Source organism: Nocardioides sp., assembly GCF_004803405.1.
Lineage (GTDB): Bacteria > Actinomycetota > Actinomycetes > Propionibacteriales > Nocardioidaceae > Nocardioides > Nocardioides vastitatis.
The window spans coordinates 1-19,523 of sequence record NZ_SSXI01000001.1; the positions used below are offsets into that span (position 1 = coordinate 1).

A 19,523-nucleotide genomic window follows, 5' to 3' on the forward strand; every position below is an offset into this window, starting at 1 on the left:
CAGCGCGTCGGTCGGCTCGGCAACGGTGCTGCCGGACCTCAGCGGCGGCAGCGGGCGGACCTGGTCGATCCCGGCCAGCACGCGGTCACGGAGCTCCGACGGCGGCGCCGTGGGCTCGGTGCTCAGCAGGGCAGCCGCCTCCTGGAGGCTCTCGACCTCCGCGCGGCAGGCCGGGCACTCGCGAAGGTGCTTCTCGAAGCCCGCCCGCTCGACGTCGTCGAGGGCGTCGACGGCGTACGCACCGGACAGCGCGTGCACGTCGCTCCCGCGGGGAGCCTGGTCGTGATCGGTCATCGTCCTACTCCGATCGTGTCGCGCAGCCGGATGAGGCCGTCGCGAATCCTGGTCTTGGCTGTCCCGACCGGCAGGTCGAGGAGGGAGGCCACCTCGGTGTGGGTGTAGCCGCCGAAGTACGCCAGCTCGAGTGCTTCGCGCTGGACGTGGGTGAGCTGGGTCAGCGCGGTGCGGACCCGGTGAGCCTCCAGCGACGCGTGCGCGGCGTCGGCGGTCTCGTCGTGGTCCACGGTGTGGTTGCGCTGGTGGTAGGTGAGGTCGCGACGGGTCGAGGCCTCGGCGCTGCGCACCCGGTCGACCGCCTTGCGGTGCGCGATGGTCATCAGCCACGCGAGGGCCGATCCACGTTCGGCGTCGAACCGGCTGGCCGTGCGCCAGATCTCCAGGAACACCTCCTGGGTGACCTCCTCGGCCTGGGCGCGGTCTCGGACGACCCGCAGCACCAGACCGTGCACGCGAGCCGACGTGGCGTCGTACAGCTCAGCGAACGCCGCCTGGTCGCCGCGGGCCGAGCGCTTCAGCAGCGAAGCGTGCTCGCCAGCGACGCCGGCCGGCGCCCCCGGGTGGGGGACGCCGACCGGTTGGTCAGGGACCGGAGCCATGGGTCTGATCCTTGCGTGTCGAAGGGCTTCTGGCGAGGGTCACTTGACCCCGGTCATCACCTTGTCGATGACGTAGACCGTGGCGTTGGCGGTCGGGACGTTGCCGCACACGACGTTGGCGGTCACGGTGCCGTCGCTGACGGTCATGCCGCTCTCGGCGTCGCCCGCGATGGTCAGGGTGTCACCCGCGAGGGTGTCCTGCTCGCCGACGATGGCGTCCTTGTCGTTGTTCGCGCCGACGACGTGGTGGGCGAGGATGCTGTAGAGCGGGCTCTCCTGGCCCTGCTCCTTGGCGCCCGCGACGAGGCCGTTGAGGTCCTTCTCCGGGATCTCCGCGAAGGCGCTGTTGGCCGGAGCGAAGACGGTCAGCGCCTCGGCGCCGTTGAGGGTGTCGGCGAGACCGTCGACCGAGGTGACTGCGGCGACCAGCGTGGTGAGCAGCGGGTTGTTGCTCGCAGCCGTCGCCACCGGGTCCTTGACCATGCCGTCGAAGGAGCCGGCGCCGTCCGTGGGGACGTCGGCGCAGCCGTCGCCGAAGGTCTGGGAGCCGGCGCCCTCGGCAGCGGCGGTGCTCTCGTCGGGGCTGCTGACGCCGCTGTTGGACGCGCCGCTGGACTCGCGGGCGTCGCCCTCGCCGCCACAGGCGGCCAGCGTGAGGGACATGGCGACGGCTGCGGTGGCGATGCCGGCGCCGCGGCGAAGGTTCTGGAGCTTCATGGTGGTGCCTTCCGATGAATGGATCTGGCTTGGTTGGTCTGACGGTGGTGATTCGGTGCCGCTATCCGTCCGGATGGGTCGGATGGCAGGTTTTTCGGGGGTTTCTGGCGCCTAGGCGACGTTGACGATCAGCTCGTGCAGCCCGCTCGCGCCGTTCGGGAAGGGCTCCGCGCGTACGGCGGTCTGGGCCTCGCCGCTGCCGGCAACGGCGCGCACGGCGAGCCGGTGGGAGCCGGACTTCGCCTGCCAGGGGTAGAACCACTGTCGCCAGTAGTTCTCCCCGCCGTCGGGGCCGAGCCGGGCGTCGGTCCACGGTCCGCCGTCGATGCGGACCTGCACCTTCTCGATGCCGTCCCGCTCCTGGGCCCAGGCGACGCCGCCCACGACGACGTCCCCGGCGTCGAGCTGGGCGAGCGCCTTGGGGGTGTCGATCCGGGCGGAGATCTTGATGGGTGCGTCGGTCGCCCAGTCGCGCTTGGTCCAGTAGGCGTCCTGCTCGGCGTAGGTCGTGAGCGTCAGCTTGGTCAGCCACTTGGTCGCGCTGATGAACCCGTAGAGCCCGGGGATCAGCATCCGCACCGGGAACCCGTGCTCGCGTGGCAGCGGGTCGCCGTTCATGCCGACGACGATCATGGCGTCCCGGCCGTCGGTGGCGAGGTCGAGCGGTGTGCTGATGGTCATCCCGTCGAAGTCGGTCGACAGGATCTGGTCTGCGCGCCGGCCGACACCGGCCTTGTCGAAAATGTCCCTCAGCGGTACGCCGAGCCAGCGCGCGCTGCCGACGTACTGGCCGCCGACGCTGTTGGAGACGCAGGTCAGGGTGATGTCCCGCTCGATCATCGGCATGTCGAGCAGCTCCTCGAAAGTGATGGTCAGCTTGTTCTCGACGTCGCCGTCGACGGTCAGCGTCCAGTCGTCAGCGCTGACGATCGGGGTGTCGAGGCGGGTGTCGACGCGGTAGAAGTCCTTGTTCGGCGTGGTGAAGCTGGTGATGCCCGGGACCTGGTCGTCGAGGCCCCGGGGCAGCGGCGGAGCCGCGTCGGACGGCATCGGCAGGGTGACGTCCTCGGGACGCAGCCGCAGCCCGCCGATCAGCCGGCCTGCGATGCCCCCCACGGCTGCCGTGACCCCGAGCGCGCCCATGGCCAGGAGCACGCCGCGACGCCCCCCGGAGGTGGTGGCGTGCTGCTGCTTGCGGGAGAGGAGGACGAGGGCAGCGACGGCGGCGACCGCAGCCACGACGGTCGGGACGATGTCGAGGGGGCGAACCGACGGCCGGGTCATCACGGCCACGCCGGCGATCGCCACCAGGGCGATCAGCAGGCCTGCGCCCAGCGCCAGGCGCCGGCGAGCGAGGATCCCCGCCACGCCTGCCAGCGCCAGGACCCCGACCAGCACCGAGCCGACCAGGATGATCTTGTCGGCGCTGCCGAAGGTCCGGATCGCCCACTCCTTCATCGGCGTGGGTGTCAGGTCGATGACGGCGGACCCGACGGCCAGCACGGGGGAGGAGCCCGGATCGGTCAGGCTCGCCACGGCATGGGCGAGCCCGATGCCCGCCAAGGTCGCCAGCACGCCGTACCCAGCCCACAGAAGTCGTGTCCGCATGGGAGTGCTTCGTCGTCAGCGGACGGACGGATTGGTCGGTCCTTCGCGCTGGCAGGATGGCGACCATGTCCGAGAGCACCGACCCGACCCGGTCCGCCGAGCTGGTCCACCTGGAGGTGATCGACGGGATCGCCACGATCACCCTCGACTCCCCCCACAACCGCAACGCACTGTCGCGCCGGCTGGTGACCGAGCTGATCGAGCACCTCGGCACCGCCGACGCGAGCGACGAGGTGCGAGTCGTGGTGCTGAGGTCCTCGGGCCGGGTCTTCTGCTCCGGCGCGGACCTCTCGGAGGCGGCGACCACCCCGATGCACGAGGGCGCTCGCGCGATCGTCGGCCTGCAGCGCCAGATCGTGGCGCTCAGCAAGCCGGTCGTGACCGTGGTCGAGGGGGCGGCTCGCGCCGGCGGCATCGGGATCATCGCGGCCTCCGACATCGCCGTCGTCGCCGAGGACGCGACCTTCGCGCTCACCGAGGTGAAGCTCGGCCTGACGCCGGCCGTCATCTCGCTGACGGTGCTGCCCCGACTCACCTCACGAGCCGCGGCCCTGACCTGTCTCGGCGGTGAGGTGTTCAGCGGCGCCGAGGCCGCGGCCTACGGCCTGGTCACCAGCGCGGTGCCGGCCGACCGGCTCCAGGCAGCCGTCGAGGAGATCGTCGGCCAGCTCGCCACGGGCGCGGCGCAGGGACTCCGCGAGACCAAGCGGTTGATCAACGCCGACCTGCTCGAGCGGATCGACAGCAGCGGGGAGGAGCTCGTCGAGCTCAGCGCGCGCCTCTTCGGGTCCGACGAGGCCCGTGAGGCGATGACGGCGTTCCTGGCCCGCAAGAAGGCCTAGGGGCCCGCGACGCACCTGACGTTCCGGTCGTCCCGGGACCGAATTCACGACAGATTCGTCAGGTACGTCGGGCCTAGAGGCCGGCCACGACCCGGGCCGCGTCCGCGGTGGCGCCCCGGATCAGCCCGAGGCCGGTCGCGTCCCCGATCGCGTGTACGACGACCGCGGGGAGCCGTGCGGCGATCGCGGTGTGCAGGGTGAGGTCGGCGACGACCTCGCCGGCGAGGACCACGGCGTCGGCGGGCAGCTGCTTGGACGCGGCCGCGTTGGCGGGCAGGTAGACGACGCCGGCGGGGGTGATCCGCTCGACGATGCAGCCCACGTGGACGGTGACCCCGAGCCGGTCCAGGCGGTCCATGTGCTCGGTGCGCCGCTTGAGGCCGAACTCGGGGGCGATCTCCCGGCCGGCGCTGAGGATCGAGACCAGGCGGCCGTCCCTGGCGAGCTCCTCGGCGTACTCCACCGCGGCCAGCCGGGTGCCGACGACGACCACCCGGCGGCCCCGGGGCAGCCTGTCCAGGGGCAGGCCACGGGTCACGTGGGGGAGGTCGGCGCCCTCGATCGCGGGCAGCTCGAGGTGTCCGCCGGTCGCGACCAGGACCACGTCGGGCGACAGGTCGCTCACCGTGTCCGGGGTCGCCGGAACGCCGAGACGGACGTCCACCGGTGAGCGCTGCACCTCGGCGAGCAGCCAGCGCAGATAGGAGCCGTTCTCCGGGTGCACCGCGGCGGCGTCCACCAGGGCGCCCCCGAGGAAGGTGGACCGCTCGAGGAGCACCACCTCGTGCCGAGCGCCCGCAGCCAGGCGCGCCGCCTCCAGGCCGGCGGGGCCGCCGCCCGCGACCACCACCCGCCTGGTTCCGACAGGTCCGGCCCTCCAGGACGGGCCACGGGTCGAGAGCTCCGCCTCATGCCCGGTGAACGGGTTGACCGCGCACTCCGCGGCCAGCTTCTCCTCGAGTGTGTCGATGCAGTTCTCGCACGAGATGCACATCCGCACCCGGGACACCTCACCGGCGGCCAGCTTCCGCGGGAGGTCGGGATCGGCCAGCAGCGGCCGCCCCATGGCCACGAAGTCCGCGCGGCCGTCCGCGAGCACCTGCTCGGCCAGCACCGGGTCGTGCAGCCGGCCGACGGCGATCACGGGCACGTCGACCGCCTCGCGCACCGCGGCGGCAGCGCCGACATTGAGTCCGTCGCCGTGGTCGGCCGCGTTCACCATCCCGGTCACCAGCCGGTCGATCACGCCACCGCTGACGTGGAAGGCATCCACGCCCGCCTGCACGAGCAGCGGCGCGACGGCAGCGGTCTCCCCCACCGGGCGCCCGCCCGCGACCCGCTCGTAGCCGGAGATCCGCAGCGTGATCGGGAAGTCGGAGCCCACCTCCGCACGGATCGCTGTGAGGGCCTCGAGCACCACTCGGATCCGGCCCTCCACCGACGTCCCTCGGTACCGGTCGCCCCGGCGGTTGCGCTGCGGCGCCAGGAACGACCCGAGGAACATGTAGCCGTGGGCGGCGTGCAGCTCCAGTCCGTCGTACCCGGCCTCCCGGACCCGGAGCGCCGCGGCCCGGTACTGGTGGAGGATCGCGGTGATCTGCTGCTGGGTGGCCTCGGCGCTGGGCCGCCCGGTCAGGTAGGACGGGATCACCGAAGGGCCCAGCGACGCCACGCCGTGCATCTCCGGGCCCAGGCCGTCGGGTCCGGCGTGCACGATCTGCGGCTGGATCCTCGCTCCGTGCGCGTGCACCGCGTCGACCAGCCGTCGGTGCGCCGCCACCGAGTCAGCGGTCCCGATCTGCAGGCCTCCAGGGGTCTCGGGGTGCAGGGGGTCGATCCCGGTCGCACCGACCGTGATCAGGCCGGCGCCGCCGGCGGCGCGCGCGACGAAGTAGGCGACCGTCCGGTCGGAGGGGAGCCCCTCCGGTGTGCCGTACATCGTCTCCATCGGGGACATGACGATCCGGTTGCGCAGCTCCATCGAGCCGATCCGGCCGGGCGAGAGCAGGTGCGGGAACGCGGTCACCACTGAACAGTAGAACGTGTTCTACACCGTCGCCTAGGGTGAGGCCGTGGACTTCGCGATGGTCACCGCCTACCAGCCGATCGAGCACCTGGTGCCGTTGGCGCGGGCGGCGGACCAGGCGGGCTTCCGGGCGTTCAGCCTGGCCGACCACGTGGTCGACCTGGAGTCGATCGAGACGCCGTACCCCTACACCGCCGACGGCGAGCGGCGCTGGCGCACCGACGTGGACTGGCCGGACCCGTGGGTCACCGTCGGCGCGCTGGCCCAGGTCACCGAGCGGCTGCAGTTCTTCACCTCGATCTACGTCGCCGCGATGCGCAACCCGTTCGTGGTCGCGAAGGCCGTCGGCACCGCGTCCGTCCTCTCCCAGGGCCGGGTCGCGCTCGGCGTCGGCGTGGGCTGGTGCCGGGAGGAGTTCGACCTGCTGGAGCAGGACTTCTCCACCCGCGGCCGGCGTACCGACGAGGCGCTCGACCTGATGAAGGAGCTCTGGAAGCCGGGTTGGACGGAGTTCGCCGGGGAGTTCTACACCTGCGACCGGCTGGTGATGCGGCCCGAGCCGTCGAGTCCCATCCCGGTCTGGGTGGGCGGGCTCTCCGACGTCGCCCTCCGGCGGGCTGCGCGCCACGACGGCTGGGTGGGGGACATGGCGACGGTGGACGAGGCGATCGAGATCGCCGCGCGGCTCCGGGCCCTCCGCGTCGAGACCGGCCGAGACCCCGGCGAGCCCTTCGACGTGCTGCCGGCGCTGACCGACGCGCTGCTGCCGGAGGACTTCGCCCGTGCCCACGACGGCGGCGTCACCATGTCGATGACGATGCCGTGGATGTACTACCACGGTCACCGCGCCACGCTGGAGCAGAAGCTCGAGGCGATCGAGCGGTTCCGCGTGGAGGTCATGGAGCCGGTGGCCGAGCTGGTCGGCTGAGGCCGACGGCCGCCTCAGCCCTCCAGGTACGACGTCAGCGCGGCCACCAGCGTCGCGTGGGCCCGGTCCACGTCGACGGTCGTGCCGAAGTGCTGGTCGGACCGTAGCCCGCGCAGGGCGCTGCCCAGCACCGCCGCCACGTCGAGGGCCCGCTGCTCGTCGACGTCGAGGCCCTCGAAGAAGTGCACGAAGGCCTCGGCCCACCGGCGGTCCAGCTCGGCGATGGAGGCCGCGGTGTGCGGATGCGACTCCGCCAGCACGTCCAGGGGCCGGGGCAGGGCGGCGCGGACCGTCTCGACGGCGACGTTCTGCGGCGAGTCGAGGACGGCGCGGTAGAGCTCGGCCACCTCGGCCACCCGGCCGGCCACGGTGTCGCTGCGAGGCGTCTGCCACATCGTCGGCCCCGCCTCGATGATCAGCTCGATGACCGCCGCCCAGAACCCGTCGGAGTCGCGGAACTGGTTCTGCACCGAGCCCCAGCTGAGCCCGGCCTCCTTCGCGATCAGGTTGACCGACACCGCCTCGGGCCGCCCGGTGGACAGCAGTCGCAGCGCAGTCGACATGAGTTGTTCCCGGGCGGCCAGCCCGCGGCGGTTCGGCTTGCGGCCGGACCCGGTTGTCGTCGTACTCATCGAACCCCCCGTTCGAATCGCCAGCCTCTGCCGGCTCTGCCCATTCAAGCAGGAACTGTCCCTGTAGAGTTGGGTGCTTGCTGCCCAGGACGGGCGGCACAGTCGGACGAGGTGTGGACGGGCAGGGGTCACGTCGGTGACGGATGAGCTGGTGGAGCGCGAGGTCGCGTCAGAGCAGGCCTTCGTCGACCGGGTCTATCGGCAGTTGGAGCAGGCGGGCCGGGCTGCCCAGGAGCTGGCCCGGGAAGGTCACTCCCGGGGTCGGCTCGGTCACGAGGGCGGCCTCGTGGAGCGCGACGCCATGGTCTTCCAGGCCGCCAAGCGGATCGCGCAGCTCGACGCGGCCCACGAGGGGCTGGTCTTCGGGCGGCTCGACCTCAACGAGCGCCTCGACGGCGAGCCTCGCTACATCGGCCGGATCGGCCTTCGCGACGACGACCGCGACTCGCTGCTGATCGACTGGCGTGCCCCGGCCGCGGCGGTGTTCTACCAGGCGACCGCCGCCGAGCCGCAGGACGTGATCCGGCGGCGGGTGCTGCGCAGCACCGGGCGCAAGGTCCTCGGCGTGGAGGACGAGCTGCTGGACGCCGAGGGCCTCGCCGAGGCGGAGGCCAACGGCCGTGAGCTCCCGATCGTCGGCGAGGGCGCGCTGATGGCACAGCTCTCCCGGGCGCGGGACCGGTCGATGCACTCCATCGTCGCCACCATCCAGGCCGAGCAGGACAAGGCGATCCGGGCGCCGTCGCGGGGCGTGGTCGCCATCTCCGGCGGACCCGGCACCGGCAAGACGGTGGTGGCGCTGCACCGCGCGGCGTACCTGCTCTACACCGAACGGCAGCGCTACGAGCGCGGCGGCGTCCTCGTGGTCGGGCCGTCCGGTGTGTTCATGCGCTACATCGAGCGCGTGCTGCCGTCGCTCGGCGAGACCGCGGTCGCCCTCCGCAGCCTCGGCGAGGTCGTCGACGACGTCCGCGCCACCCGCCACGACGAACCGGCCGTCGCCGACATCAAGGGCTCGGAGCGGATGGCCGAGGTGATGCGCCGCGCCGCGCGGCAGCAGGCGCCCGGCAGTCCGCGCGAGTACCGGGTCTTCTGGCGCGACGACCGTCTCGTGCTCGACCGCGGCAAGCTCGGCCAGGTCCGTCGCCAGCTGATGTCGCACGGCCTGCGCAACAAGCAGCTGCCACGGGTGTCCCAGGCGCTGCTCGACGCGCTGTGGCGACAGGTCCGCGGCGAGCGCGGACGCGAGCAGGGCCGGGAGAGGTTCAACGAGGAGATCCTGTCGCGGCAGGACTTCCTCGACTTCGCGCTGGCCTGGTGGCCGCCGCTCGACGCGCCGACGGTGCTCACCTGGCTGCGTGATCCCGACTTCCTCGCCCGGGTGGCGGACGGTGTGCTCTCCTCGGAGGAGCAGCGGCTGCTGCTGAAGTCGTGGGCGGGCCTCGACGCCACCCGGCCCATCAGCGGCCAGATCTCGATCGAGGACGTCCCCCTGCTCGACGAGCTGCGCTACGCGCTGGGCGACCTGCCCCAGCGGGCCGACGACGACCGCGACGACCCGATGTCGCTGATCGCGGGCGCGGTCGACATCCAGGAGCTGCTGACCGCCTCCGACCGCGAGTACGCACCCTCGGGTCGCGCGTGGACCCCGCCGACGAGCAGCATCGAGGACGACGGCTACGCGCACGTCCTGGTCGACGAGGCGCAGGACCTCACGCCGATGCAGTGGAGGATGGTCGGCCGGCGCGGCCGGACGGCGTCCTGGACCATCGTCGGCGACCCGGCCCAGTCCTCGTGGCCGGCTCCGGCCGAGGCCGCCGCTGCCCGCGCCGCCGCGCTCGAGGGCAAGCAGCTCCACGAGTTCCACCTCTCGACCAACTACCGCAACTCCGCGGAGATCTACGGCTACGCGGCGGCCTACGCGCAGCGGGTCGGGCTGGACGCCGACCTGCCGGACGCCGTACGACGCACCGGGGCTGAGCCCACCGTGGTCCGGCTCGGTCCCGGGGAGGAGCTCGAGGCCGCTACCCGTGCCGCCGTGCTCGAGATGGCCTCGGCCGTCTCCGGGACCGTCGGGGTGGTGGTGCCCGTCGCCCGCCGCTCGGAGGTGAACGCGTGGCTGGCCTCGTGGCCGGAGCTCGCCGACGACGCGCGCGGTGCGCGGGCCGCGGTCGACTCCGCGGTCGCGCCCTCGGGCGAGGACCGGGTGGTGGTGCTGACCGGCCTCGACACCAAGGGACTGGAGTTCGACGGCATCGTCGTGGTGCGACCGCAGGACATCGAGGCGGAGTCGGCGACCGGCCGGGCGACGCTGTACGTCGTGCTCACCCGCGCCACGCAGCTCCTGACGACGATCAGCTGAGGTCGCCGAGGCCCGCCTCGATCTCGGCCAACAGCGGGTCGCGCAGCCCGGCGGCGTCGTACTCCCACCAGGGGTCGCGGTAGACGACGCGGCCGGTCATCCACTCCTCGTGGCCGCGCAGCGCGACCACCTGGAACGCAGGCGCGGGGGGTGCGGAGCGAGGGCGCCTCGATGCCGTACGACGACGCGGCGCTGAACCCACATGCCCCGTAGTAGGCGGGACTGCCCTCGAGCACGAGCAGGGGCGCGGCGAGACGTTCGGTATCGGCGACGGCGGCGGCCAGCAGGGTCGTGCCGATGCCGGCCCCCTGGTGGTCGGGAGCGACGCTCAGCGGACCGAGGAGAAGTACGTCGACGAGCGCGCGCCGGGCGTCGAGCCAGGCGTGGCTGAGGCCGACATGACCGAGGGGCGTCCCGCCGTCACGGCGGCCCGGTCGCCATCGGTGACGCTGCGGATGAGGGGTGCGTCCACGGCCCCCAGCATGCCGATCCGGTGTCGTCACATCTCCTCGTGGACGTCCGAGTCGCCACCGAACAGCCGCCCGTCGGGACGGCTGAGCCCGGTGACCCCAGCCACGCAAACTCCATCCCGGCCGGATTCAAGCAAGGCACTCGCGGCGGAATGACCTACCTGGCGCGGGGCAGCATCAGCGACGTGGTGCATCTACTGGTCGGGATCAACTGCGCCGCGCGGGACCCCTGCCTGGTGGGCACGGAGTCGGGGTCCACGTGGTGCTGGAGCTGCTCCGGCACCACGTGTCGGATTCACCAGACCGACCGGCGGAGGGTGGCGAGATCGGGGCCCGTTCGCCGGCGCCGAAGTCGGCGAGACGGTCGCCCTGGACAGGACGGCTGCCGCGAAACTTCGTCGGTGGATCGTTGGGGTATCGCGTTGTCGAACCCGTCGGCTGATACTGGCCGAGTGGGTGACTGCTGCGATCCCGACAGCTACCGGGCCACGTTCAGCGACCGGTTCGCCCGCCGGATGGCCCGGCGGTATCGACGGCACGGGCTGAACCGCACCCAGCGGCGACTGGTCGGCTTCCTCATCGAGCACGGAATCGAGGGCGCCAGCGTCCTGGAGATCGGCGGGGGTGTCGGCGAGATCCAGGTCGAGCTGCTTCGCCGTGGAGCGTCTTCGGTGACCAACCTGGAGACCTCCACCAGCTACGAGAAGGAGGCCAGCGAGCTGCTCGAGCGCTCGGGGATGACCGGGCGGGTGCAACGTCGGTTCCTCGACATCGCTACCGAGCCCGACCAAGTCGGCGAGGCCGACGTCGTGGTGATGCACCGGGTGGTCTGCTGCTACCCGGACTACCAGCGACTGCTGTCGTCGGCCGCTGGACACACGCGGCGGCTCTTGGTCTATTCCCATCCGCCGGCCAACCCGGTTACGCGGCTCGCGTTCGGTTGGGACAACGTGCTGCGTCGGCTTCGGAGGAACGACTTCCGGGCCTTCGTGCACCCGCCGGACGCGATGGTCGAGGTCGCGGAGCAGCAGGGACTCACACTTCGGTATCGACATCGTGGTCTGTCCTGGGACGTGGTGGGTCTCGAGCGTTGATGCGGCACCCTGGGAACAGCCAGTCCCGTTCTCGAGCCGGAACGCGGCGGGATGACGCACCCAACTGGAACGCCCGCATCGCGGCTACTTGTTGCATTGACCCCAGGATCGTGTCTGGCGAGGCTCGGTCCAGGTGCCCGGTCCGTCGCTCTCATTGCGGCTGCCCACGCTGCCCGGTGATGTGTGGCTCTCTCATGGCTTGCGCGGGCCGGGCATCGCAGGGTCGGAAGAGGCTCCAGAGGGGTCTGCCCAGCTCGAAGTAGCGTTGCCCTCCCGACTCGATGACCAGTGGTGGATCGAGGTTCGGAGGATGCGTGCAAGATCTAGCAGGGCGGGTCGTGGTCGGGATAAATCCTATGGACCCTTCGGTTTGGTCCGCTCGGTCACCAGGCGCCGCTCCCATGCCTCGATCGCGGCCTCGACGTCAGTTCCCCCCTTTGCGTAGCCACTTCCAGGCTCGCCCGATACGCGAGCGAAGGCCCTCCGGCCAGTCGAACCGGCTGCTCGGAATCGGTCTCATCGCGAATACCTCACGTTCAGCAGCGAACCGACGCACGCTCATCGGTACGACCGAGCGGAACGCGGCACGGTCGGGCGCTCCGCCCCGACAGCGGCAGAGTCGTGCACGTTCGCTGGGCACTGAGGATCGCGGCGGATCAACCGGCGAAACGAATGCTGCCTGTGACCACCTGCCGGACCCTCACCCAGAGCGTCGCGGATTGACGATGGCGCCATGCCCAGCCTAGGGCTTGATTCGGATGGCGAAATCGCCAATGCCGGTCGTGCACAAGGCGGGCCATTAGTTCCAGTTCAGGCTCGGGGAACGGGAACTCGTGGGCTTCGCAAATGGCGCGATAACGCTCCTTCACCTGCTCGTAAGACAGCCCTGCGGCGTCCGTCTCGAGTGCTTGGAGGTCCGCGTTGAAACCTGCGAGAAGCCCGTCCCAGCGGGCCTCGCCTTCACTGGCGTCGCGCTCCAGTTCACGTTCCAACGCCAACCGCTCCTGCTCCACGCGGGCGAGTAGGGCATCGGTCACCTCGAGGGGACGCCACTCGGGATCGCGCGCTTCCTCAGGAAACGGGTCGCGGCCCATCTTGCGTCGGAGGCGATTGGACCGGGTCAGGAACCGCTGTTGCGCCTCGACAAGGCTGATGCCATTGGGACCGTCGCATTGCCATGGCAGGCCGCCGTCGTCTTCCCAGTCACAGACCGGGCAAACGTCATATGCGGCCGGGCCCTCGTTGAGGGTCCGGTAACCGCAGCAGGGGCACACGTAGCGTCCGGGCACCAAGCAATGATGCTGCATCCTCTGGGTCGGTGCTGCCAGTCGCGTGCCCACAACTCGGCATGAGCGTGCACATCTGAGGCATGTCCGACAAGCGGCGGAATGACGCACCTGCCCCACCTGCCGGTCCTGCGCGCACTCGATCTCACGCGGAGGATGTTGCGCAACCTGGCTCCGCCGGCTGCCTCGCAGTTTGAGCCTCACCGGTGCAGCAGCAGGTTGGCGTTGGGTTCGTGATCGAACCGCGACCCGAAGCGACGGCTGGCCTTGCGCAGGGCCTTTTGCAGCCACCTGGCGTCCTGGTCAGTGGCCAGCCGCAGGCGCATCCGCCGCGACTGCAGCGGCACGATCCGCAGCTCTTCGAGACCTCCGGCCGGGTCGAGGCGCGCGACATACACCAGCCGGAGGTCGTCACGGAACCGCTCGTGGCCGCCGATGCCCTCGTAGTCGTTGATCAAGTCCCCGCATCCGTAGAGCACGAGCCGGTCACGATAGACCTCAACCGCGCGCGGGTGGTGCGAGGAGTGCCCGTGGACCACGTCCACGCCGCTGTGGATGAGTCGATGGGCCAGGCGGACCTGCTCGCGCGACACGTCGTACCCCCAGTTTGATCCCCAGTGGACGGACACGACCGCGATGTCACCGGGCTGCTTCATCCGGCTCACGCGCTCGCAGATCGCGTCGCCATCAGCGTCGGATTTCTCGCTGAGGAGGGCGACTCCGGGGTCGCCCCGTGCTGCCTCCCAGCTGCGGGGCACGCCGCTGGAGGGCGAGCCCACCGACCAGACCAGGACCCGATGGCCACCGGCGGTGAGCGCGACCGGGAGCCATGCCTGCTGCTCGTCGCATCCCGCCCCCACCGGTCCCAGGCCCGCGCGGGTGAGTACGTCCAGGGTGTCCTCGAGGCCTCCAACGCCGAAGTCCTGCACGTGGTTGTTGGCGAGGGCACAGGCGTCGAGCCGGGCAGCGGTCAGGCACGGGACGTTGCCCGGGTGCATGCGGTAGAGCACGGCCTTGCAGGGGTGGAAGTCGTCGCTCGTGGTGATGCTCGTCTCCAGGTTGGCGATGCGGAGATCCGGCCCGAGCTCCTCGAGGACCTGCAGCGCATCACCCCACGGCCACGAGAAGTCCACCGGCTGCGGGATCGGGCCGGAGGCTGCCTCGGCCAACGTTACGTAGTCCCTGGCGCTCGCGGCGTACCGTTCCCGCAGACGCGGGTCACCCGCCGCAGGCAGGACCTGGTCCACACCCCGGCCAGTCATCACGTCACCGGTCAGGCACAGCGTGACCACAATCCCTATCGTCGCACTCACCGGCCGGGCAAGGATGGTCGTATGTGGCCGATCGACGCCGAGTCACTGATCGCCGTCCAGCGCGAGCTGGCGCAGGCCCCGGCGCCGCCATGGCACCGTCGCGGTGAGCCGCGGATCGGCGGCTGCTGGGTGTGCTTCCCGCGTGGCCTTACCGGGGCCGGTCGTCCAGGCGACGCTGCCTGGGTCGCGGCTGTGGTCATGCGCGGCGGCGTGGTGCTCGAACAGCAGGTACGGCGCGGTGTGGCGGACGCGCCGTACAGTCCCGGGCTGATGGCCCTCAGGATCGGCCGGCTGATGGACGAAACGATGCGGGCGCGGACGACGGCACCGGATGTGCTGTTGGTCGATGCGACCGCACGTGACCATCCGCGGGGTGCAGGGTTGGCGCTGCACCTCGGTGCGGAGCTCGGCCTGCCCACGGTGGGCGTCACCCATCGCCCGTTGCTCGCGCGAGGGCAGTGGCCCGGAGACAGTCGCGGCGCCACCAGCCCGCTCCGGATCGGGGACACCGTGGTCGCCTGCTGGGTCCGCACGCGTCCCGGCCTTCGCCCGCTGGTCGTGCATCCGGGATGGCGCGTCGATCTGACCACCGCAGTCGACATCGTGGTCGGCACCACCGGCCAACGCCGCACGCCCGAGCCGCTGCGCCGCGCACGGTACCTCGCCCGGACAGCCCGCAATGCGGCCGACGGTGGGTGAACCGCTCGCCCTCAGCCGCCCGAGGTGCGAGGCGAGACTGCAGCGAAGCGGGCGCCAACTCGCGGCGGAATGGGGCATGCTCCGAGGCCCTCGTCAATGAGTGGACGGGACATCGGAGAACGCAAGCATCGTAGGAGATCGCGACCATATTCAGCGGGAAGGCCGTTCCCGCAAGGAATGCAAAGACTTGTGCGAGGCCTAGATCAAACCGAGTCAGGAGTCGTCGCTGAAGGTGCCCCCATAGATGTCGGAGTTGCCAAAGGTCGCCGGGCACTGGTTGTTGGGGCCCGGCCTGAGCGCGTCGGAGTGCGAACCGGGTAGCTCGGTGGCCGCTGCCCGGTTACGCGGTTGGTCACCCACCACTGGCGTGGCGGCTCCCGCGAGCACGTCCTCGACGAACGCCTGTCGGTAGGCGTTGATCGCCGGACACACTGCGCCGTTGCGCATGTCGTTCCAGACTGCGGATCCATAGTCGCGGGTCGCGACCGCGTAGTTGTAGTCGCCCAGGAACTCCGACGTCAGGCTGTTCGCGCTGGAGGCGCGACCGTCGCCGACGGCGCCGCGGAGCACTGTGCTCCAAGACCCGACGGCGCCAGTGTCCGCATTGACCTCGGCGTGCCGGACGACGCCCAATACCCGGCGAGGCGAGGTTGTGTCGTCGCGCCATGGGTCGAGCCATGCGTTGTAGACCAGCCAGGCATCGGTGCCGTCGGGAGAGATCGCGATCGCCGGGAAGTTCGCCCGGTCGGTCCCGTCGTTCGCGTTCATCGGGGCGGAGTACGACTGGCCTCCATCGGTCGAGCTGACGACGAACGCGCGCTCGTTGTTCGCGCCGGCCCGGTCATCGGACCACGTGATGAGGATTTGGTCCGTCGCGTCGGCGCCCGAGGGCGCTCCGTTGGCGATGTCGATGCTCGGGAAGGTGTTGGTCCGAGCGCCGGCGATCCCGTCGATCGTGAAGCGACCCTGCGCCGGGTCGAACTGGCCGATGCCGCCGAGGTTCCGCACGACTGGACGTGGCCGCTCGAAGTTGGCGCCGCCGTCGAAGGAGCGTGCCTGGAGGAACACGCCCTGCCGGGTCCTGATGTCGGTCCCGATCCAGACCACATAGACGGTTCCCGCACTGTCGGTGCGGATGGCGCATCCCTGGCGGCCACCGGTCTGGTTGTTGTTGGTGGCCTCGGTGAGCTGCCGTGTCCTCCAGGTGTCACCCCCGTCAGTGGAGCGCGCGAACAGGACGGGCTCGGATCCCGCCGCGCCCCGGAAGCCCACGTTGCACACGTACACGTTGCCGAAGTGCGGGCTCGATTCGGCGTTGTCCGCCCAGAGCTGCTCCTTGTCGCTGAACAACGCCGAGTTCTGCCGGGTCACGATGACCGGGTCCATCCAAGCTGCGTTACTGCCCGCGATGGCGTCCGGGATGTTGTCTGTGCGGGAGACGGCGATCGCTCCGGCACCGCTGAAGCCCTGGCGGCCGGGCACGTTGGTGGCGATGTTGGCGTAGTAAAGGCGCTGGCCGTTCGACCAGGCGAAGTCACCGTCGCCGTCGGGGACCGGTCCGAAGACCAGCTCGGGATCGCCGTTGGAGACGAGGTCGTTCTCGAAGTAGTTCGGCAGCGTTCCGATCGGACCATTCGGGTCCGGCACGCAGCCGGTGTCCGTGGCCGGTGGCACCCCGGGTGAGAGGTCGGGCTGCCCCAGGCAGCTCGGCGTCACCCGTGCCGACAAACCGGTGTACGTCGGTTGGGTCCAGGTCCTTCCGGAATCGGTGGAGAACTGGACGCCCGAAACCCCCACACCTGGCGTGAATGGGCAGGTGCGGTCGTCGCCTGCGTTGCACGCCTCCAGGTCGATGTTGTCGTTGGCTCCGGCGGCCAGAATCGAGGGGTCGACCGGGTTGACGGCAAGTCCCGGCTCGTTCTGCTTGTTCTGGGAGAAGAGCGAGTCATTGCTGCCCACGGTGACCTCGGTGGAGCCACCGGGCGTGAGCGGGGCGGCGGTGGCCAACCCATGGACGAGAACTGTCGCGAGCGCCGCGAGGGTGGCCGCGGCAAGCCTGTCTGTGCGCATGACGCTCCCTGATCGTGAAGAGATCGATTCTGCGCGGCGCGCCGAGAGGGCCTGCATCCAAGGGCACTCGGGGTGGGTCGCTTCATCAGTTTCCACCAGGTGCCGAGCGGCAACAAGCCCTCCCGAAACGGGGAACTATGCGAATCCCGCATGGCACACACCAATTGGCCTGCGTCTTCATGGGCGGAGCGTCGCGCCTCGGGTAGCCCCATCTGGGGGAAGTGCCGCACCCCAAGTCGTCAGCCCCGTACGACCTCCGCCGATCCCTCGAACTTCAGCACCGCCTCCAGGTCATAGACGCCAGCATCCGTGCCCAGCCCCTGGGCGACCTGGGCGGCCGTGGCGCAGCCGAGCGCGGCCGCGTCGGCCGGCTTCTGGCCGAGCGAGAGCCCACGGAGGAACCCGGCGGAGAACGCGTCGCCGCAGCCGGTGGTGTCGACGACCTCGATCGCGTAGGCCGGCACCTCGACCACCGACTCGGCGGTGGCCACGAGCGCTCCCCGCCGGCCCTGCGTCACCGCGACGCAGCCGGCGCCTCGGCTCACGAGCGCCTGCGCGCCCTCGACGAGCGAGGCCGCGCCGGTGAAGCCGAGCACCTGCTCGTCGTTGGGCAGCAGGTAGTCGGTGTGCGGAAGGGCGCCGGCGACCCACTCGAGCATGTCCGGGTCGCCCGGCGCGAGGATGTCGACCGAGGTGGTGATGCCCAGGCCGCGGGCCCTGGCGAGGAGCTCGCCGGCCGCCTCCCCGCCGAGAAACTCCGGCCCGCCCAGGTGAAGGTGGGTCACCCCCTCCAGCGCGTCCGCGGGCAGGTCGTCGAGGGTGAACAGGCCGTTGGCCCCGATGCAGTGCCACGCCGGGCGGTCACCGTTGGGCCGGACGGGCAGGACGGACGCGGAGGTCTGCGCGTCGGCCTTCCTCGCCAGGCCGCGCACGTCGACGCCCTCGCGCTCGAGGAGCCCGAGCAGGGTGTCGCCCACGGGGTCGGCCCCCACCGCGCCGAAGCTGCGCACCGCGGCGCCCAGGCGGCTCAGCACCACCGCGGTGCCGCCCGCGGTTCCTGCCGGTGACATCCGGATCGTCTCGACCAGCTGTCCGTCCGAGCCCTCCGGGATCGACTCGATCCCCAGCACGTGGGTGTCGAGGACGTGGACGCCGACGGCGGCGACGGTCATCGGTGCGGTCATGCGGGCTCCTGGGGGTTCGGCTCGTCGGAGGACTGGTCAGGGGAGAGCGGACGGGTGCTTCCGTAGCCGCGCTCCAGCGCGACCCGGACCACGTCGGCCTGCTGCTCGGCGCTGAGGACGCGAGGCATGCCGAGGGCGCTGGCGCGGTGGTGCAGCTGGCACAGCCACTCGAGCAGGAGCGCGTTCTCGACCGCCTTGTCCAAGGTGGCGCCGACGGCGACCGAGCCGTGGCTGGCCAGCAGCGCCGCGCTCCTGTCGGCGAGCGCGTCGCGGACGTTGGCGGCGAGCTCGGCCGTGCCGAACGTCGCGTACGACGCCACGCGGACCTCGCCGCCGAGCGCCAGCTGCTGGTAGTGGATGACCGGGAGCTCGTCGAGCACGCAGGCCACCGCCGTGGCGAACGGAGCGTGGGTGTGCACCACCGCACCGGCCGGCGACGCGTCGTACACCCCGAGGTGGAGGGAGAGCTCGGAGGTCGGCTCCAGCGACCCTTCGAGGACGTTGCCCTCGATGTCGAGGACGGTGACGTCGTCCGGCTCGCAGGACCCCAGCGTCACGCCGGTCGCGGTCACCGCGACCAGGTCGCCGGACCGCACCGAGACGTTGCCCGCCGTGCCGATGAGCAGCCCGGCGTCCGCCAGTCGTCGGGACGCGGCGGCGACGGCGGCGCGGAGGTCGGCGGTCACCGGGCGCTCGCGATGCGCGTGAGGTAGCCCCCGACCAGCTCGATCGCCTCCTCGACGATGAAGTCGTCGCCGCGTGGGTCGCGCTCGAAGGCCAGCTGGAAGGCGCGGTCGCCCACCTCCACCGCGAGCTCGGCGACGGCGTGCAGCTCGGCGGCGGTGAACCGGTCGCCGTCGATCAGTCCGGCGTCCAGGCCGAAGGCGAGCAGGTTCTCGGCGATCCTCCTGTTGTGCCGGCGGCCGTAGTCGTAGATCGCGGCGTTGGTGCGCCCGCGCACCCAGACCTGCATGAACGCCGGTCGCCGGTGATAGACCTTCACGAACGCGCGCATGGCGGTCTCGACCATGGTCTCGATCGTCAGGTCGGCGCGCGCGGCGAGGTCGGAGGCGACCTGCTCGTCCATCTCGGCCATGTCGCGCTCACAGATCGCGAGCAGCACGGCCTCCTTGTCGGAGAAGTACTGGTAGAGCGAGGCCACCGGCAGTCCGGCGGTCTCCGCGATCGAGCGCGTCGTCAGCCCGTCGATGCCGTCGGCAAGGACGATCTGCGAGGCCGCGTCGAGGATCCGCTCCACCCGCTCGCGGGACCGGGCCTGGCTCGGCATCCGCCGCCGGGTGGGTCCGGCGATGCCGCCGCCGGGACGCTCGGCACCGGGCGTGCCGTCGGTCGTCGTCGCGTCGACGGTGGCGGAGGACATGACGGGAAGTGTAGC

The 19,523-nt window shown here is 71.2% G+C and carries 17 protein-coding genes and 1 pseudogene; 5 read left to right on the top strand and 13 right to left on the bottom strand.

All coding sequences use genetic code 11. The features are described 5' to 3' along the window. From E7Z54_RS00005 to E7Z54_RS00020, 4 genes are all read right to left on the bottom strand, one after another. A partial coding sequence (locus E7Z54_RS00005; RefSeq protein WP_206055918.1) for a zf-HC2 domain-containing protein occupies positions 1–294 on the bottom strand: 294 nt, incomplete at its 3' end. Next, the gene (gene sigK / locus E7Z54_RS00010; RefSeq protein ID WP_136430775.1) at positions 291–896 is read right to left on the bottom strand and encodes an ECF RNA polymerase sigma factor SigK; all 606 of its coding nucleotides are present in this window, start codon (positions 894–896) and stop codon (positions 291–293) included. The genes E7Z54_RS00005 and sigK, both read right to left, overlap by 4 nt. A 39-nt stretch (positions 897–935) precedes the next feature. Next, complete coding sequence (locus E7Z54_RS00015; RefSeq protein WP_136430776.1) at positions 936–1,613, bottom strand: fasciclin domain-containing protein; 678 nt, start codon at positions 1,611–1,613, stop codon at positions 936–938. Between the two features lie 111 nt (positions 1,614–1,724). Beyond that, positions 1,725–3,221: a molybdopterin-dependent oxidoreductase gene (locus tag E7Z54_RS00020; protein WP_136430777.1), complete on the bottom strand. Its 1,497-nt coding sequence runs from the start codon at positions 3,219–3,221 to the stop codon at positions 1,725–1,727. A gap of 65 nt (positions 3,222–3,286) precedes the next feature. Between E7Z54_RS00020 and E7Z54_RS00025 the strand changes: the two genes are divergently transcribed. Beyond that, positions 3,287–4,063, top strand: a complete 777-nt coding sequence (locus E7Z54_RS00025; RefSeq protein WP_136430778.1) for an enoyl-CoA hydratase-related protein — start codon at positions 3,287–3,289, stop codon at positions 4,061–4,063. A gap of 73 nt (positions 4,064–4,136) precedes the next feature. On the opposite strand, the gene E7Z54_RS00030 is transcribed toward E7Z54_RS00025, so the two are convergent. Further along, positions 4,137–6,089, bottom strand: coding sequence for an FAD-dependent oxidoreductase (locus tag E7Z54_RS00030; protein WP_136430779.1), 1,953 nt, complete (start codon positions 6,087–6,089; stop codon positions 4,137–4,139). 46 nt (positions 6,090–6,135) lie between these two features. Here E7Z54_RS00030 and E7Z54_RS00035 point away from each other — a divergent pair, with 46 nt between their 5' ends. Next, positions 6,136–7,017 carry a TIGR03619 family F420-dependent LLM class oxidoreductase gene (locus tag E7Z54_RS00035; RefSeq protein WP_206055919.1) on the top strand — a complete coding sequence of 294 codons (882 nt, stop codon included), beginning with the start codon at positions 6,136–6,138 and terminating at the stop codon, positions 7,015–7,017. Between the two features lie 14 nt (positions 7,018–7,031). Here E7Z54_RS00035 and E7Z54_RS00040 read toward each other — a convergent pair whose 3' ends face one another. Next, positions 7,032–7,649, bottom strand: coding sequence for a TetR/AcrR family transcriptional regulator (locus tag E7Z54_RS00040; RefSeq protein WP_136430780.1), 618 nt, complete (start codon positions 7,647–7,649; stop codon positions 7,032–7,034). A gap of 136 nt (positions 7,650–7,785) precedes the next feature. Here E7Z54_RS00040 and E7Z54_RS00045 point away from each other — a divergent pair, with 136 nt between their 5' ends. Beyond that, entirely contained in the window at positions 7,786–10,011 is a 2,226-nt protein-coding gene (locus E7Z54_RS00045; RefSeq protein WP_136430781.1) for a HelD family protein, read from the top strand. Positions 10,012–10,268: 257 nt separating this feature from the next. Here E7Z54_RS00045 and E7Z54_RS24295 read toward each other — a convergent pair. Beyond that, positions 10,269–10,514: pseudogene (locus E7Z54_RS24295) on the bottom strand (GNAT family N-acetyltransferase); the annotation flags it as partial. Positions 10,515–10,933: 419 nt separating this feature from the next. Between E7Z54_RS24295 and E7Z54_RS00055 the strand changes: the two are divergent. Beyond that, on the top strand, positions 10,934–11,575 hold the full coding sequence (locus tag E7Z54_RS00055) for a class I SAM-dependent methyltransferase (protein ID WP_136430782.1): 642 nt from the start codon (positions 10,934–10,936) through the stop codon (positions 11,573–11,575). Between the two features lie 656 nt (positions 11,576–12,231). On the opposite strand, the gene E7Z54_RS00060 is transcribed toward E7Z54_RS00055, so the two are convergent. Beyond that, on the bottom strand, positions 12,232–12,864 hold the full coding sequence (locus E7Z54_RS00060; protein ID WP_168798087.1) for a CPCC family cysteine-rich protein: 633 nt from the start codon (positions 12,862–12,864) through the stop codon (positions 12,232–12,234). Between the two features lie 197 nt (positions 12,865–13,061). Beyond that, on the bottom strand, positions 13,062–14,174 hold the full coding sequence (locus E7Z54_RS00065; protein WP_206055920.1) for a CapA family protein: 1,113 nt from the start codon (positions 14,172–14,174) through the stop codon (positions 13,062–13,064). Between the two features lie 21 nt (positions 14,175–14,195). Between E7Z54_RS00065 and E7Z54_RS00070 the strand changes: the two genes are divergently transcribed. Continuing rightward, positions 14,196–14,873, top strand: coding sequence for an endonuclease V (locus E7Z54_RS00070; protein WP_136430784.1), 678 nt, complete (start codon positions 14,196–14,198; stop codon positions 14,871–14,873). Between the two features lie 213 nt (positions 14,874–15,086). Here the strand turns inward: E7Z54_RS00070 and E7Z54_RS00075 are convergent, their stop codons facing one another. The 4 genes from E7Z54_RS00075 to E7Z54_RS00090 all read right to left on the bottom strand — a co-directional run bounded on the left by E7Z54_RS00075 (position 15,087) and on the right by E7Z54_RS00090 (position 19,508). After that, positions 15,087–16,943 carry a sialidase family protein gene (locus tag E7Z54_RS00075; protein WP_136430785.1) on the bottom strand — a complete coding sequence of 619 codons (1,857 nt, stop codon included), beginning with the start codon at positions 16,941–16,943 and terminating at the stop codon, positions 15,087–15,089. 239 nt (positions 16,944–17,182) lie between these two features. Then, positions 17,183–18,127: a carbohydrate kinase family protein gene (locus tag E7Z54_RS00080; RefSeq protein WP_240769424.1), complete on the bottom strand. Its 945-nt coding sequence runs from the start codon at positions 18,125–18,127 to the stop codon at positions 17,183–17,185. Continuing rightward, positions 18,124–18,813 (bottom strand): class II aldolase/adducin family protein, encoded by a 690-nt coding sequence (locus E7Z54_RS00085; protein WP_136430786.1) that lies wholly within the window; start codon positions 18,811–18,813, stop codon positions 18,124–18,126. The genes E7Z54_RS00080 and E7Z54_RS00085 overlap by 4 nt, the downstream gene beginning before the upstream one ends. Beyond that, positions 18,810–19,508, bottom strand: coding sequence for a TetR/AcrR family transcriptional regulator (locus tag E7Z54_RS00090; protein WP_136430787.1), 699 nt, complete (start codon positions 19,506–19,508; stop codon positions 18,810–18,812). Before E7Z54_RS00090 ends, E7Z54_RS00085 begins: the two co-directional genes overlap by 4 nt. Positions 19,509–19,523 lie beyond the last annotated feature (15 nt).

Bases quoted from the DNA above. Each gene is read 5' to 3' on its own strand.
- E7Z54_RS00015 (WP_136430776.1), bottom strand. From the start codon at position 1,613: ATGAAGCTCCAGAACCTTCGCCGCGGCGCCGGCATCGCCACCGCAGCC.
- E7Z54_RS00075 (WP_136430785.1), bottom strand. From the start codon at position 16,943: ATGCGCACAGACAGGCTTGCCGCGGCCACCCTCGCGGCGCTCGCGACA.
- E7Z54_RS00020 (WP_136430777.1), bottom strand. From the start codon at position 3,221: ATGCGGACACGACTTCTGTGGGCTGGGTACGGCGTGCTGGCGACCTTG.
- E7Z54_RS00025 (WP_136430778.1), top strand. From the start codon at position 3,287: ATGTCCGAGAGCACCGACCCGACCCGGTCCGCCGAGCTGGTCCACCTG.
- E7Z54_RS00090 (WP_136430787.1), bottom strand. From the start codon at position 19,508: ATGTCCTCCGCCACCGTCGACGCGACGACGACCGACGGCACGCCCGGT.
- E7Z54_RS00080 (WP_240769424.1), bottom strand. From the start codon at position 18,127: ATGACCGCACCGATGACCGTCGCCGCCGTCGGCGTCCACGTCCTCGAC.
- E7Z54_RS00040 (WP_136430780.1), bottom strand. From the start codon at position 7,649: ATGAGTACGACGACAACCGGGTCCGGCCGCAAGCCGAACCGCCGCGGG.
- E7Z54_RS00070 (WP_136430784.1), top strand. From the start codon at position 14,196: ATGTGGCCGATCGACGCCGAGTCACTGATCGCCGTCCAGCGCGAGCTG.
- sigK (WP_136430775.1), bottom strand. From the start codon at position 896: ATGGCTCCGGTCCCTGACCAACCGGTCGGCGTCCCCCACCCGGGGGCG.